The sequence below is a fragment of the Pseudomonas sp. 18058 genome, assembly GCF_902706155.1.
Classification (GTDB): Bacteria; Pseudomonadota; Gammaproteobacteria; order Pseudomonadales; family Pseudomonadaceae; genus Aquipseudomonas; species Aquipseudomonas rustica.
Window position 1 is genome coordinate 1 of sequence record NZ_CACSJY010000091.1, and the last position, 15,862, is coordinate 15,862.

The following is a 15,862-nucleotide window of genomic DNA, read 5'->3' on the forward strand; positions in this document are numbered from 1 at the left end:
GACAGGTGTATCCGTCGCCATTTGCGTTGGCTGACACACCGCCTTCGCGAGCAAGCCCGCTCCCACAAGGGATCTTCATTGGTATAAGGAACACCGCCGTCATGAACGACGCCACGCACACGCAACTGCGCCCTCTGGCCGACACGTCACCATCAGCGATCGTCGCCGGTTTCATCGCGATGATGACCGGTTACACCAGTTCCCTGGTGTTGATGTTCCAGGCCGGGCAAGCGGCGGGCCTGACCAGCGGGCAGATTTCTTCGTGGATCTGGGCGATTTCGATCGGCATGGCGGTGTGTTCGATCGGCCTGTCGCTGCGCTATCGCACGCCAATCACCATCGCCTGGTCGACACCCGGCGCGGCGTTGCTGATCACCAGCCTGGGCGGCGTCAGTTATGGCGAAGCCATCGGCGCCTACATCACTTGCGCGGTGCTGGTGACCATTTGTGGCCTGACCGGCAGCTTCGAACGGCTGGTAAAAAAAATCCCGGCATCCCTGGCGGCGGCGTTGTTGGCGGGGATTCTGTTCAAGATCGGCAGTGAAATCTTCGTCGCCGCGCAGCACCGCACGGGTTTGGTGCTGGGGATGTTCTTCACCTATTTAGTGGTCAAGCGCCTGTCGCCGCGTTATGCCGTGCTCGCTGCGCTGCTGATTGGCACCGCATTGTCGGGCTTCATGGGGCTGCTGGATTTCAGCGGTTTTCATCTGGAAGTGGCGACGCCCGTGTGGACGACGCCGCATTTCTCGCTGGCGGCGACCATCAGCATAGGCATCCCGCTGTTCGTCGTGGCGATGACCTCGCAGAACATGCCCGGCATCGCCGTTTTACGCGCCGATGGCTACACCGTCCCCGCCTCGCCACTGATCACCACCACCGGCATCGCCTCGCTGTTGCTGGCACCGTTTGGCTCCCACGGCATCAACCTCGCGGCGATCAGCGCGGCGATTTGCACCGGGCCGCACGCCCATGAAGATCGCAACAAGCGCTACACGGCAGCGGTGTGGTGCGGGATTTTCTACGGGATTGCCGGGGTGTTCGGCGCGACATTGGCGGCCTTGTTTGCAGCGTTGCCGAAAGAATTGGTGTTGTCGATTGCCGCGTTGGCGCTGTTTGGCTCGATCATCAATGGTTTGAGCATTGCGATGACTGAGGTGAAGGAACGTGAGGCGGCGCTGATTACCTTTATGGTCACGGCGTCGGGGTTGACGCTGTTTTCCATCGGATCGGCGTTTTGGGGGATTGTTGCGGGGGTGTTGACGTTGGTGATCCTGAACTGGCGCAAAGCCTGATGCCACTCTCGTAGGAGCAAGGCTTGCCCGCGAAGGCGTCGGATCAGTCAATTAAGATTGCTGACTGAACAAACACCTTCGCGGGCAAGCCTTGCTCCTACGAAGAACAAAACTCAGGCATAAAAAAACGGCGACCCTCAGGTCGCCGTTTTTTTCAGTATCACTTAGCCGCGTTGATCGGCTTTTCCGGATACCAAACGTCCAGCAACGGGCTGACTTCATACTTGGTCAGCTCGGAGCGGGTTTTCAGCCAGGCTTCAACGGCAGCGCGCTGCTCTTCGTTGACCGAGCCACGCTTCTGCAGGCAAACCAGACCGAAGTCGTCGCCGCCAACATAACCCAGACCGTTGGCTTCCATGGCTTCTTTGATGAATGCTTCGAGGAAAGCGTCAATGGCTTCTTCGGACAAGTCTTCTTTGAAGTCCAGGTTCAGTTCGAAACCCAGCTCTTGAAATTCATCAACGCACAGTTTTTTGCGCAGACGCTGGGAACGGTTAGTCGCCATTGGAACAATCCTCTTAAGTAAATACGGCGGGCACTTTACCAGTTTCAGCAATCGTTTGCCCGCCTCTCTGGACACAGAGGCTGACCGCCTGTAAAAAAATCAACGAATCGCCACCCCGAGGAAGCCACAATCGGTTACACCTTGGGGCATAATGCCGACACTTTCGTGACCACTGAGGACCTTTTCATCCATGTCCTCGTCTTTTTCCCCTCGGCTGTAGGGTTTTATTTCATATGATCAAATCGTTGCGTCCACTGTTTCTCGCCGGCCTTCTTCTGCCTCTGGCCCTGCCTGTTTCCGCTGCCACCATCAATACTTCCCTCACCCCGAACGTCGAAAAAGCCCTCAAGGCGAGCAAATTGCAACCTAGCGCCCTGTCGCTGGTGATGGTGCCGCTCGACGGCCCGGGCACGGCGACCGTGTTCAACGCCGACGTGTCGGTCAATCCGGCCTCGACCATGAAACTGGTGACCACCTACGCGGCGCTGGAAATGCTCGGCCCCAATCATCAGTGGAAAACCGAGTTCTACACCGACGGCACACTGAGCGGCGGCATCCTCAACGGCAACCTCTACCTCAAGGGCGGCGGCGATCCGAAGCTGAACATGGAAAAACTCTGGCTGCTGATGCGCGACCTGCGCGCCAACGGCGTGACGCAGATCACCGGTGATCTGGTGCTCGACCGCAACTTCTTTATCCAGCCGCAACTGCCGGAATTCAACGATGACGGCAATGATGAGAACAAGCCGTTCCTGGTCAAACCGGATTCGCTGCTGGTCAACCTCAAAGCTCTGCGCTTTGTCGCGCGCAACGACGGTGGCCGTGTACTGATCTCGGTCGAGCCGCCGATTGCCAGCATCCACATCGAAAACACCGTCAAAGCCCTGCCGTCGAAGCAATGCACCGGCGGCGTACGCTACAACCCGGTGCCGCAAGCCGATGGCAGCGTGACCGTGACCGTTGGCGGCCAGTTGGGCGAAGGCTGCAGTTCGCAGACTTATCTGTCGCTCCTCGACCACGCGACCTACACCGCCGGCGCCGTGCGCGCGATCTGGAAAGAACTGGGCGGCAGCATTCAGGGCCGCGATCGCCTGGCGACCACGCCAAGCAACGCCAAACTGCTGGCTCGCGCTTACTCGCCGGATCTGGCCGAGATCATTCGCGACATCAACAAATACAGTAACAACACCATGGCCCAGCAGCTGTTCCTGAGCCTCGGCCAGAAATTCCGCAACGACGCCGACGGCGATGATGCCAAGGCCGGTCAACGCGTCGTCCGTCAGTGGCTGGCGAAGAAAGGCATCACCGCGCCGCACCTGGTGATGGAGAACGGCTCCGGGCTGTCCCGCGCTGAACGCGTCAGCGCCCGTGAAATGGCGAACATGCTGCAAGCCGCGTGGCACAGCCCGTATGCCGCTGAATACATCAGCTCGCTGCCGATCGCCGGCACCGACGGCACTATGCGTAAACGCCTGAAAACCACCGCAATGCGCGGCGAGGCGCACGTCAAGACCGGCACCTTGAACACCGTGCGGGCGATTGCCGGTTTCAGCCGTGACGTCAATGGCAATACCTGGGCGGTGGTGGCGATCCTCAACGACAAAGCCCCGTTTGGCGCTTCGTCGGTACTGGATCAGGTGCTGCTGGATCTGTATCGCCAGCCGAAACTGCCGCAGACTGCGTCAGTCCTCTAAAAGCAAAAAAGCAAAAGATCGCAGCCTTCGGCAGCTCCTACAGGTGAACATTTACCCTGTAGGAGCTGCCGAAGGCTGCGATCTTTTGATCTTTTGTAGGAGCAAGGGTTTAGCCGTTAGCTCATCTGCTCGACGCGATCGCGGCCGCCCTGTTTTGCCGCGTACACCCCGGAATCCGCGCGTAGCAGCAGCGCATCCGCGCCCTCTCCCGTGCGCCAACTGGCGATGCCGAAACTCGCCGTGACCACGCCGACCACATCCACCGGCGCGCCCCGCAAGCCCTGCCACAGCTCAACCGCCAGCATGTGCGCGTGCTCGCCGTCGATGTCCGGGCACAGCACCATGAATTCCTCGCCGCCCAAACGGCAGAACACATCGGTGCGCCGCAACCGGTGGCCAATGCGTTCGCACACCGCCTGCAAAACCCGATCGCCCACGGCATGCCCGTACTGGTCGTTGATGCGTTTGAAGTGGTCGATGTCGAGCATGATCACCGACAACTCGCCGCCGCCACGCTCGACCCGAGCCATTTCAGTGGTCAGGCGTTCCTGGAAATAACGGCGGTTATGAATGCCGGTCAGCGAGTCCGTCACCGACAGCGCACGCAGTTCTTCCTCGACGCGTTTGAGGTCGGAGATGTCGGAAATATAGCCATGCCACAACACTCCGCCGCCCGGCAGCTCTTCCGGCGTTGCCTCGCCGCGCACCCAGCGCAGGCCGCGCTCGGGCAGTTGCACGCGGTATTCCTCGCGCCACGGGCTGAGGTTGTCCGCCGACTCACGGATCGAAGCGCGCACCCGCGTGGTGTCCTGCGGATGAATGCGGGTGAAGATCGCCTCGGCATTCAGTAGCAACACATCCGGCTCCAGCTCGTAGATCTCACGAATGCCGTCGCTGGCGTAGATCACGCTAAAGCGCCCGTCGAATTCCATCTTGAACTGGTAAATGCCGCCGGGGACGTGGGCGCTGAGTTTCTTCAGCAACACATCCCGCGCCGCCAGCGCCTCGTGCACACGCTTGCGCTCGGTGATGTCGATGCAGATCGCCAGATGCCCGACCCAAAGCCCCTGCTCGTCGAGCACCGGAGTGGCGAGCATGTTCACTGGCAGATGACTGCCATCGCTGCGCACCAGCGTCCACTCGCGCGCCTCATGGCCGCCGACTTCGCCGCCCTCAACCAGCATCGCGTGGCAAGTCGGAATGCTTTTGCCGTAACGCGCGCTCAACTCCGCCGAACGTGTGGCGAGTTCTCGCGGCAGATGCAGGTTTTCCAGAGTCATGTGGCCGATAACGTCAGCGCTGCTGTAACCGAGCATTTGCTCGGCGCCGGGATTAAACGTGCTGATCACGCCGCGCAGGTCGGTGGCGATGATTGCCACTTGTGTCGCTGCGTTGAGCACACCACGCAACTGACCATGGGTGCCGCGCAATTCCTGTTCGCTGGCGTGCAGTTCCTCGGTGCGTTGCTCGACCATGCGCACCGCGCGCTGACGCTGACTGACCAGCACATACAACAACGCACTGAGCAAAACGCTCAATAGCCCACCGAGAATCACGATGCTGCCAACCGACGAATGGTTGGCCTGCATAAACGCTTCGCTCGGCAGGATGTCGACTTGATAGTCGTGATCGGCCAGACGCAACAGACGAGTCGCGGACAAATCACTCGGCACCGGCTCATTGGTCGATTCGAACAACACTTCATGCTGATCATTGGTCGACAGATCGAGAATGCGCACCGACAGATAGTCATGAAACGCGTCCGGCAAACCGTCGGCGAGCAGCTGGCGCATGCTGATCACCGCCGCGACATAACCGAACGACTGCTGCTCACCCTCATGGACGACGGGAGCCACCAACAACACACCGCGTGCGTAGGACGGTTCGGTGCTGACCAGGTGCAACGGTTGCGACACCGCCAGATTGTTCAACTGATCGGCACGCATCAACGTATCGCGGCGCATCGGTTGCGCGAGCAAGTCGTAACCCAACGGCGAGCCGAGCTTGCTCTGGGTCTGGCTGTACAGCACCGGCACGTATTCATCGCGGGACGCAGCCAGTTGCAATTCGCCATGGGCATTCAGTTCGCGAATGGTGAAATCGCCCAAGCCGTCATCCCGCACGCGCTGCTCAAACGTCGCGCGCTCGGCGCCACTGACCTTGAGGGCGAACGAATAGGCTTGAGTACGCAGTAACAGAGGTTGGGTGTAACCGTCGAATTCGGCGCGGGACACCGATTCAGAATTGGAGAAGAAACGGCGCAGACCGTCGAGGCGTTGCTCTTGATCTTCAAAGCGTTCTTCGATGCGGCTGTAACGTTCATTGGTCAGCAGTTGGAAACGCTGACGCAATTGCTGGTGAAATTCGTTGAGGGTGGCCCAGGCGAGCAGCCCCGTGAGAATCCCGCCGGCGAGCAATACCAGCAGCGCGACCAGCCAGGCCGAGACTTCTTCGCTGATAAAACCCAGTATCTTCGGGCGCACGGGGTGCAACGACATAAGGACAACTCACTACGCCAATGTTCCGGGAAAAACCCCTTGGCCATGGGTTGAGTTATAGCTATTAGCCATTAATTTGGCTAGCGCTGACTGGATCCAAGAGCCTTTAAAAATCAAGGCTCTGTGGATCCAGTCTGGCGAAGCGTCAACGAGCCGTTATTTTCCAGGCGCGGTGGATCTTGGTGTTGCGGGCAAAATCCGGATCAATGGTCTGTGCGCTGATTTCCTCGACCGCGTAACGCTCGGTCAGGTTCTCTTCCAACTGGAACTTGCGGAAGTTGTTCGAGAAGTACAACACGCCGCCCGGCGCCAGACGCGCCATGGCCAGGTCGATCAACTGCACCTGATCACGCTGCACGTCGAAGATGCCTTCCATACGCTTGGAGTTGGAGAAGGTCGGCGGATCGATGAAGATCAAGTCGTACTCTTCACGGCAGCTCTCCAGCCAGACCATCACGTCGCCCTGCTCCAGACGGTTCTTGTCCGAGAAGCCGTTCAGCGACAGGTTGCGGCGCGCCCAGTCGAGGTAGGTTTTCGACAGGTCGACGCTGGTGGTGCTGCGCGCGCCGCCCTTGGCTGCGTGCACGCTGGCGGTCGCGGTGTAGCAATACAGATTGAGGAAACGCTTGCCCTCGGCCTCTTTCTGAATGCGCATGCGGATTGGGCGGTGATCAAGGAACAGGCCGGTGTCGAGGTAGTCGGTGAGGTTGACCAGCAACTTCACGCCGCCCTCGGTGACTTCATTGAACTTGCCCTGCGCGCTCTGACGCTCGTACTGCTTGGTGCCGCTCTGGCGCTCGCGGCGTTTGACCACCACGCGGCTCTTGTCGACGTTCAGCGCCTGCGGAATCGCTGCCAGTGCGTCGAACATGCGTGCCGAGGCTTTTTCCGGATCGATCGACTTCGGCGCGGCGTATTCCTGCACGTGCACCCAGTCGTGATACAGATCGATCGCCATCGCGTACTCAGGCATGTCGGCATCGTAGACGCGGTAGCAATCGATGCCTTCGCGCTTGACCCACTTGCTCATCGCCTTGAGATTTTTTTGCAGACGGTTGGCAAACATCTGCCCGCCTTCGCTCAAGCGCGGCTGCTCGATCACCGGTGCCGGGGCTGGCGTCGGTTTGATCGGGTTGCCGTTCTTGTTGAACTTGCGCTCTTGCGGCTCGTCCGGGGTTTGATCGTAAGCCGCTTGCTCACGCTCGGCCTGACGCTGTTCCGGCGTACGACGCTCGCCAGTGACGAACTGATCCGGAGTGACCTTGATCAGCAACAGCTTGCACGGCAACGCGCCGTTCCAGAACGAATACTGTTTGTGGCTGCGGATGCCCATGCGCTTGCCGAGATCCGGCGCGCCGGTGAACACCGCTGCTTCCCAGTTCAGGCAAGCCTGACGCAGACGCTCGCCGAGGTTCTGGTAGAGGTACAACAGGCTGGCTTCGTCACCGAGACGCTCGCCGTACGGCGGGTTGCAGATGACCAGACCTTTCTGGTTCTGATCCGGACGCGGCTCGAAAGTGGCGACTTCGCCTTGGTAGATCTTGATCCACTCGCTCAGACCGGCACGCTCAACGTTGTTGCGACCCGGTTGAATCAAACGTGGATCGGCTTCGTAACCGCGAATCCACAGCGGTGGCTTGGCCAGACCGGCAGCGGCGCGTTCAGCAGCTTCTTCATGCAGTTTTTTCCACAGCGCTGGCACGTGACCGAGCCAAGCGGTGAAACCCCACTGCTCACGACGCAGGTTCGGCGCCATATCGGCGGCGATCATCCCCGCTTCGACGAGGAACGTACCCACACCGCACATCGGGTCAGCCAGCGCGCCGCCTTCGGCCGCAATGCGTGGCCAGCCGGAACGGATCAGGATCGCTGCCGCGAGGTTTTCCTTCAGCGGCGCCGCGCCCTGCTGCAAGCGATAGCCGCGCTGGTGCAGGCTGTGGCCGGAGAGGTCGAGGGAGAGAATTGCTTCGCCGCGATCCAGGCGCAGGTGAATGCGCAGATCCGGGTTGAGCTTGTCGATCGACGGACGGTCGCCCTGCGGCGTGCGAAGTTTGTCGACGATGGCATCTTTGACCTTCAGCGCGCCGAAGTGGGTGTTGTCGATGCCTGAGCCGTGACCGCTGAATTCAACGGCCAGGGTGCCGTCGCTGAGCATGTGATCCTGCCACTCGACGTCGAGGACGCCGTGGTACAGGTCTTCGGCGTCCTTCATCGGGAAGCGTTTGAGCACCAGCAACACGCGGTTGGCCAGACGCGACCAGAGGCACAGGCGATAAGCGGTTTCCATGGTCGCCATGCCACGCACGGCGGAGGTGTGCTCGCGCGCTTCTTCAAGGCCAAGCCCGACGGCTTCCTCGATGAGCAGGCCTTCAAGGCCTTTAGGGCAAGTGAGGAAGAGTTCGAAACTGTCGGACATGGTATTTCCAAAGCCTTTGGCTAGTGAACCGGCAACGCATTGCCGATCCGGTTTTCAATCAGGCGCTTTTCTAAAAGAACGCCCGCGTGGCACGAAGGTGTGCCGTTCCATCCCCGCTGCTCGGGTTAAAAGAGCTTAGATGCAAGGACAGATAAAAAAGTTGGAGTAACAAAAAGTCTTAAAGCGACCCTTCGTCGAATAGTACCCCAGCGCAAACGTGGGTCATTCTCACTAAAGAATTAAGCCCATCATCCAGCGCGGGGCCGATCATACCGGGGTTTGCTCAATAAACGTTCAATAAATACGCGGTTACTTATCGCTATAGCACCCTTTTCGTTACGTCCTTATGACAAAACGGTCATTCCATCGCTGTGACTCATTGGTTAGAACTGACCACAGGTTGACGTCGCAACGGCGTCAACACCTTGGCTCGCCACGCCGGCAGCGAGCCGCACCACGGCAGAGTTTTTTCTGCCAGACCTCGATTGAGGTCGACGCGACACAAACAGTCAACAAGTGAGGGCAACACCCTATGAGAAGACTTAAGCGTGATCCGTTGGAAAGAGCATTTTTGCGCGGATATCAATATGGCGTTGGTGGCAAATCCCGTGAGCTTTGCCCATTTACTCTACCGTCGGTACGTCAAGCCTGGATTAACGGCTGGCGAGAAGGACGCGGCGACAACTGGGACGGTATGACCGGCACTGCGGGAATCCATAGACTCAACGAACTTCACGCCGTCGGCTGACACAGGGCACTTACTCCGACACGACAATCTGAATTTGTAACGACTTACCATGCACGTCCTTCCCGGACGGCGGGCTACGGCCCAGGGGCTCCTTCGAGGAGCCCTTTTTTATGCCCGAAAACTCGACTGTCACCCACCTTTCGATTGGCGGGCAACTACCCCTGTAGGAGCTGCCGAAGGCTGCGATCTTTTGATCTTGTTTTTTAGAATCAAGATCAAAAGATCGCAGCCTTCGGCAGCTCCTACATTGACCGTATCGGGTCGGGTTATTTGCGCAGGGCGGCGATTGCGTCTACGGATTCACGGATCAGCGCCGGGCCCTTATAGATGAAGCCCGAATAAATCTGCACCAGACTCGCACCCGCGAGAATCTTCTCCGCCGCATGCTTGCCTTCGGTAATCCCGCCAGCAGCAATAATCGGCAACCGCCCAGCCAACTCGCCCGCCAGCACTTTCACCGTATTGGTGCTCTTCTCACGCACCGGCGCACCCGACAAACCGCCCGCCTCGTCACCATGCTCCATGCCTTCAACACCGACACGGCTGAGGGTGGTGTTGGTCGCGATCACCGCGTCCATCCCGGTATCGATCAGCGCCTGCGCCACCTGCGCGGTTTCTTCGTCGGTCATGTCCGGCGCGATCTTGATCGCCAGCGGCACATGCTTGCCATGACGCAACGCCAGTTCGGCACGGCGCGTGGCCAGATCGGCCAACAATTGCTTGAGCGAATCACCGAACTGCAAGCTGCGCAGGCCCGGGGTGTTCGGCGAGCTGACGTTGACGGTCACGTAGCTGGCGTGGGCGTAAACCTTGTCCAGGCAGATCAGGTAATCATCGACTGCACGCTCAACCGGCGTGTCGAAATTCTTGCCGATGTTGATGCCCAGCACGCCGTTGTATTTCGCCGCCGCCACGCGCGCCAGCAGGTTATCGACACCGAGGTTGTTGAAACCCATGCGATTGATGATCGCCTCGGCTTCCGGCAGACGGAAAATCCGTGGTTTCGGGTTGCCCGGCTGTGGACGCGGGGTCACGGTGCCGATTTCGACAAAACCGAAACCCAGTTGCGCGAAGCCATCGATGGCTGCGCCGTTCTTGTCCAGCCCGGCCGCCAAACCCACCGGGTTGGGGAATTCCAGGCCCATGACGGTCACCGGGACTTTTGCCGGCGCTTTGCACAGCAAGCCGTTGAGGCCCAAACGTCCGCCCGCGCCGATCAGATCCAGCGACAGATCGTGGGAGGTTTCCGGGGAAAGTTTGAACAACATCTGACGGGCCAGGGTGTACATGGGCGGCTTTGACTCGGGCGGCGAAAAGAGGCGGCGATTATAGCCGGGCATCGCCCCACCGCGCGAGGCGCACGCGCAAATCGCGGCGAGTGGCATATGCCTTGCACCGACATCTTTATCAGCTTGCAGGCCAATGGCGGCGTGCGGGCAAGGACAATGGCGTCGTCCCGGGTTTTGCCTGCGCAAAGTCCGCGGCGGCGTTTTTTTTCGAGGTAGCGTTGGATGAATGAACCTTCGGTAGGGCCGCTGGCCTGGGTCAACGGCAGCGATGCTCCGGAAAAGAGTGCAATCAACCTCGGCTTCATGGCCCTGAGCGATTGCGCCTCGGTGGTGGTCGCGGCCACGCAAGGCTTTGCTCAGCCTTACGGATTGACCCTGAACCTCAAGCGCCAGACCTCCTGGGCAGGATTGCGCGACAAACTGGTCAGCGGCGAACTCGACGCCGCGCACAGTTTGTACGGGCTGATTTACGCGGTGCATCTGGGCATCGGCGGTGTCGCGCCGACCGACATGGCCGTGCTGATGGGCCTCAATCAGAACGGCCAGAGCCTGAATCTTTCGCACGGTTTGCAGAACCTCGGCGTGACCAGTCCTGACGCGCTGGATCGCCACGTGCACCAAAGCCGCGCAAAACTCACCTTCGCCCAGACCTTCCCCACCGGCACCCACGCGATGTGGCTTTATTACTGGCTGGCGAGTCAGGGCATTCATCCGCTGCAGGATGTCGACAGCGTGGTGGTGCCGCCGCCGCAAATGGTCGCGCACTTGCAGGCCGGGCGCATCGACGGTTTTTGCGTCGGCGAACCGTGGGCCGCCAGCGCGGTGCAGCAGGATCTTGGTTTCACCCTCGCCACCAGCCAGACCATCTGGCCCGATCACCCGGAAAAAGTCCTCGGCTGCACCCGCGAATTCGTCGATCAGTACCCGAACACCGCACGCGCGTTGGTGATGGCAATCCTCGAAGCCAGTCGTTTCATCGAAGAAAGTCCGGAAAACCGCCGCAGCACCGCGCAATTGCTCAGTGCGCCGGAATACCTCGATGCGCCAGTGGCGTGCATCGAACCGCGTTTTCTCGGTGATTACGCCGATGGCCTCGGCAACCGCTGGCAGGATCCTCATGCGCTGCGTTTCCACGGCCACGGCGAGGTGAATTTGCCGTACTTGTCCGACGGCATGTGGTTCATGACCCAGTTCCGTCGTTGGGGTTTGCTGCGCGAGGATCCGGATTACCTCGCCGTCGCCCGTCAGGTTCAGCAGCTCGATCTGTATCGCGACGCTGCCACCGCAGTCGGCGTCGCCGCGTGGGGCACCGACATGCGCAGCAGTCAGTTGCTCGACGGCAAAATCTGGGACGGCAGCGACCCGGCCGCTTATGCGCGCAGCTTCAAACTGCACGCCATAAGCGACGACTCAGCCCTTCTCGCCCGCCGCTGACAGGAGACGCGAACATGTTGCGCATTCTGCTGATCAACGACACCGCGAAAAAAGTCGGACGTCTGAAAGCGGCGCTGACCGAAGCCGGTTTTGAAGTTATCGACGAATCCGGCCTGACCATCGACCTGCCCGCGCGCGTCGAAACGGTGCGCCCGGACGTGATCCTGATCGATACCGAGTCACCGAGCCGCGATGTCATGGAACAAGTGGTGCTGGTCAGCCGCGACCAGCCACGGCCGATCGTGATGTTTACCGACGAGCATGATCCGGGAGTGATGCGTCAGGCGATCAAATCCGGGGTCAGTGCCTACATCGTCGAAGGCATTCACGCCCAGCGTTTGCAGCCGATTCTCGATGTGGCGATGGCGCGTTTCGAGAGTGATCAGGCGTTGCGCGCGCAGTTGCAGGCGCGCGATCAGCAACTGGCGGAGCGCAAGCGGATTGAACTGGCCAAGGGTTTGTTGATGAAGATGAAGGACTGCAATGAGGAAGAGGCGTACACGCTAATGCGGCGGCAGGCGATGAGCCGGCAGCAGAAGCTGATTCAAGTGGCGGAGCAGATTATTGCGATGAGTGAGTTGTTGGGTTGAATCAAGATCAGAAGATCGCAGCCTTCGGCAGCTCCTACAGGAGACTGCATTCCCCTGTAGGAGCTGCCGAAGGCTGCGATCTTTTGATCCTTGGCACAAATCTCGCTATGTAAAACTCAAAGGTAACCAACGGCGGTTGCCCCACCCACGACAAAGACGTCGCTCACCCGTTCGCCCCACCCGGCGTATCAGGTAGCGGCGTTTTTGCGTTTTGGCCCCACAGACCGGGGCCGGTGGTGCGGCCGTGCGGCGCCCCACCTGCTGTTGCATGACTCCTTTCGAGACTCTTTTCAGCTGAGGTGCGCGATGAATTCAAGCTTCTGGAAATCCGGCCACACCCCGACATTGTTCGCGGCCTTCCTCTATTTCGACCTGAGTTTCATGGTCTGGTATCTGCTCGGCCCTTTGGCGGTGCAGATCGCCGCCGACCTGCACCTGACCACCCAACAACGCGGCCTCGTCGTCGCCACGCCGATCCTTGCTGGTGCTGTTCTGCGCTTCATCATGGGCATGCTCGCCGATCGACTGTCGCCGAAAACCGCCGGGCTGATTGGCCAGGTCATCGTCATCTGCGCACTGTTCGGCGCCTGGAAAATCGGCATTCACAGTTACGAACAAGCGCTAATCCTCGGCCTGTTTCTCGGTATGGCCGGCGCTTCGTTTGCCGTTGCCCTGCCGCTGGCCTCGCAATGGTATCCGCCGCAACATCAGGGCAAAGCCATGGGCATCGCTGGCGCGGGCAACTCCGGCACCGTGTTCGCCGCGTTGCTCGCACCGGTGCTCGCCGCCGCTTACGGCTGGAGCAATGTGTTCGGTTTCGCTTTGATTCCGTTGATCCTGACGCTGGTGCTGTTCGCCTGGCTGGCGAAAAACGCGCCGGAACGGCCGAAAGCCAAAGCCATGACCGACTACTTCAAAGCCCTCGGCGACCGCGACAGTTGGTGGTTCATGTTCTTCTACAGCGTCACCTTCGGCGGCTTTATCGGCTTGGCCAGCGCCCTGCCCGGCTATTTCAACGATCAATACGGTTTGAGCCCGGTGACCGCCGGTTACTACACCGCCGCTTGCGTGTTCGGCGGCAGTTTGATGCGCCCATTGGGTGGCGCCCTGGCTGACCGTTTCGGCGGGATCCGCACTCTGTTGGCGATGTACACCGTCGCTGCGATCTGCATCGCTGCCGTTGGCTTCAATCTGCCAAGTTCCTACGCGGCGCTGGCGCTTTTCGTCTGCACGATGCTCGGTTTAGGGGCAGGCAACGGTGCGGTTTTCCAACTGGTGCCGCAGCGTTTTCGTCTGGAGATCGGCGTAATGACCGGGCTGATCGGCATGGCCGGCGGCATTGGCGGTTTCGCCTTGGCGGCGGGCATGGGTGCGATCAAGCAGAGCACCGGCAGCTACCAACTGGCGCTGTGGTTGTTCGCCAGCCTTGGCGTGTTGGCGTGGTTCGGCCTGCACGGCGTCAAGCGTCGCTGGAGAACCACTTGGGGCTCCGCAGCGGTGACGGCGGCGCGGGTCTGAGGCGTCGATGGCCCTGCAACTGAGTTTCGCCGAAGCCAGCGCCACCGGGCCGCGCACGGAGAATCAGGACGCTGTGCGCCTGGTCACGCCGGCCCCGGCGCTGGCGGCGAGCAAGGGTTATCTGTTCGCCATCGCCGACGGCGTCAGCCAATGCGCCGATGGCGGCCTCGCCGCGCGCTCGACCTTGCAGGCCTTGGCGCTCGATTATTACGCCACCCCGGAAACCTGGAGCGTGGCGCAGGCCCTCGACCGCTTGCTGCTCGCACAAAATCGCTGGTTGCAGGCCAATGGCGGTGGGCAGCCGTTACTCACCACTGTCAGTGCTTTGGTCATGCGCGGTCGGCGCTTTACCCTCGCCCATGTAGGAGATTGCCGGGTATACCGCTGGCACGCCGACGCGTTGCAGCGCATCAGCGAGGATCACGTCTGGGAGCAGCCGGGCATGCAGCATGTGCTCAAGCGTGCGCTCGGGCTGGATCAACATTTGGTGCTGGATTTTCTCGACGGTGAATTGCGTGACGGCGAAAGCTTTGTGCTGCTCAGTGATGGCGTCTGGTCAACCCTGGGCGATACCGCGATTGCGGCGATCCTGCGTGATCAGCCGGATCTGCACAGCGCGGCGCAAACATTGGTCAACGCCGCGCATCTGGCCGGCAGTCAAGACAACGCCAGCGCTTTGCTGGTGCGGGTCGATGCGGTTGGCGAGGCGAGTTTTGGCGATGCACTGATGCATTTGCAGCAATGGCCACTGCCGCCGCCGCTGAAACCCGGTCAGTCGTTTGAAGGCTGGCAGGTGCAAGGCATCGTCGCGCAGAGCCAGCAATCGTTGCTGTATCGCGCGCTGGATAGCCAAGGTCAAACGTGGCTGTTGAAAACCCTGCCCACACGTTCCGCTGATGATTCCTGTGCCGGGCAAGCGCTGTTGTCCGAGGAATGGTTTCTGAAACGTGTGGCCGGACGGCATTTTCCTGAAGTCCATGCGTGCAATCAGCGTCAGCATTTGTACTACGTAATGCGGGAATATTCCGGCAAGACGCTGGCGCAGGTTTTTCAAAAAAACGGGGCGTTACCGTTGGCGCAGTGGCAAGACATTGCCGAACGCCTGCTGCGTGCGGTTGGGCTGCTGCATCGGCGGCAGATTCTGCATCGGGACATCAAACCGGAGAATCTGCATTGGGGGGATGACGGTGAACTGCGGCTGCTGGATTTTGGCCTGGCGTATTGCCCGGGACTGTCCGAAGACGCGCCGTCGACGTTGCCGGGGACGCCGAGTTATATCGCCCCGGAAGGCTTTCGCGGTGATCCGCCGAGTGCGCAGCAGGACTTGTACGCGGTGGGCGTGACCCTGTATTTCCTGCTTACGGGGCATTTTCCTTACGGCGAGATAGAAGCGTTTCAGCGGCCGCGATTTGGGCTGGCGGTGAGCGCCGGGCGTTATCGACCGGATCTGCCGGAATGGCTGGCGCAGAGTCTGGAGCGCGGCGTGGCGGCTGATCCGCAGCAACGCTTTGAAACAGCGGAAGAATGGTTGTTGGTGCTGGAACAGGGCGAGCGGCGCAGTTTGAGCGTGCGGCCTCGGCCTATGTTGGAGCGGGAGCCGCTGAAGGTCTGGCGGACGATGGCGTTGCTGGCATTGCTCGGGAATCTGGTGCTGCTGGTGTTGCTGTTTCACAGTTGAACCGCGCCGCGCCATTCGCGAGCAAGCCCGCTCCCACAGGGGATTTGTGAACGACACAGACCCCCTGTGGGAGCGGGCTTGCTCGCGAAGGCGTCAGCCCAATCACCAAAAATCCACCCGCCTGAACGCCCCACGAACGAGCAACCCGCCTCGATTCAGTGCAGAAAATCACCCTCAAAACCCGCGCCCCCCAATAAACC

At 60.3% G+C, this 15,862-nt stretch carries 11 protein-coding genes; 7 read left to right on the forward strand and 4 right to left on the reverse strand.

The features are described from left to right. Positions 1-101: 101 nt before the first annotated feature. Entirely contained in the window at positions 102-1,292 is a 1,191-nt protein-coding gene (locus tag GVL50_RS27415; protein ID WP_008082304.1) for a benzoate/H(+) symporter BenE family transporter, read from the forward strand. A 160-nt stretch (positions 1,293-1,452) separates the two neighbouring features. Here GVL50_RS27415 and GVL50_RS27420 read toward each other — a convergent pair whose 3' ends face one another. Beyond that, the gene (locus tag GVL50_RS27420) at positions 1,453-1,797 is read right to left on the reverse strand and encodes a YggL family protein (protein ID WP_007916365.1); all 345 of its coding nucleotides are present in this window, start codon (positions 1,795-1,797) and stop codon (positions 1,453-1,455) included. A gap of 233 nt (positions 1,798-2,030) precedes the next feature. Here GVL50_RS27420 and dacB point away from each other — a divergent pair, with 233 nt between their 5' ends. After that, complete coding sequence (gene dacB, locus GVL50_RS27425) at positions 2,031-3,491, forward strand: D-alanyl-D-alanine carboxypeptidase/D-alanyl-D-alanine-endopeptidase (protein ID WP_053118738.1); 1,461 nt, start codon at positions 2,031-2,033, stop codon at positions 3,489-3,491. Between the two features lie 116 nt (positions 3,492-3,607). Here the strand turns inward: dacB and GVL50_RS27430 are convergent, their stop codons facing one another. Both GVL50_RS27430 and rlmKL read right to left on the reverse strand, forming a co-directional pair. Then, positions 3,608-5,989: a diguanylate cyclase gene (locus tag GVL50_RS27430; RefSeq protein WP_159815719.1), complete on the reverse strand. Its 2,382-nt coding sequence runs from the start codon at positions 5,987-5,989 to the stop codon at positions 3,608-3,610. 145 nt (positions 5,990-6,134) lie between these two features. Next, on the reverse strand, positions 6,135-8,405 hold the full coding sequence (gene rlmKL, locus GVL50_RS27435; protein WP_159815720.1) for a bifunctional 23S rRNA (guanine(2069)-N(7))-methyltransferase RlmK/23S rRNA (guanine(2445)-N(2))-methyltransferase RlmL: 2,271 nt from the start codon (positions 8,403-8,405) through the stop codon (positions 6,135-6,137). Positions 8,406-8,937: 532 nt separating this feature from the next. Between rlmKL and rmf the strand changes: the two genes are divergently transcribed. Continuing rightward, positions 8,938-9,153 carry a ribosome modulation factor gene (rmf, locus tag GVL50_RS27440; protein ID WP_003223300.1) on the forward strand — a complete coding sequence of 72 codons (216 nt, stop codon included), beginning with the start codon at positions 8,938-8,940 and terminating at the stop codon, positions 9,151-9,153. Positions 9,154-9,419: 266 nt separating this feature from the next. On the opposite strand, the gene GVL50_RS27445 is transcribed toward rmf, so the two are convergent. After that, complete coding sequence (locus tag GVL50_RS27445; RefSeq protein ID WP_053118732.1) at positions 9,420-10,442, reverse strand: quinone-dependent dihydroorotate dehydrogenase; 1,023 nt, start codon at positions 10,440-10,442, stop codon at positions 9,420-9,422. A 222-nt stretch (positions 10,443-10,664) separates the two neighbouring features. Here GVL50_RS27445 and GVL50_RS27450 point away from each other — a divergent pair, with 222 nt between their 5' ends. From GVL50_RS27450 to GVL50_RS27465, 4 genes are all read left to right on the forward strand, one after another. Then, entirely contained in the window at positions 10,665-11,876 is a 1,212-nt protein-coding gene (locus GVL50_RS27450; protein WP_159815721.1) for a CmpA/NrtA family ABC transporter substrate-binding protein, read from the forward strand. 14 nt (positions 11,877-11,890) lie between these two features. Beyond that, entirely contained in the window at positions 11,891-12,466 is a 576-nt protein-coding gene (locus tag GVL50_RS27455) for an ANTAR domain-containing response regulator (RefSeq protein WP_007916390.1), read from the forward strand. Between the two features lie 306 nt (positions 12,467-12,772). Next, complete coding sequence (locus GVL50_RS27460; protein ID WP_053118728.1) at positions 12,773-13,984, forward strand: NarK/NasA family nitrate transporter; 1,212 nt, start codon at positions 12,773-12,775, stop codon at positions 13,982-13,984. A 7-nt stretch (positions 13,985-13,991) separates the two neighbouring features. Continuing rightward, a complete protein-coding gene (locus tag GVL50_RS27465; protein ID WP_159815722.1) occupies positions 13,992-15,662 on the forward strand; it encodes a bifunctional protein-serine/threonine kinase/phosphatase in 1,671 nt (556 codons plus the stop codon). Positions 15,663-15,862: the final 200 nt, after the last annotated feature.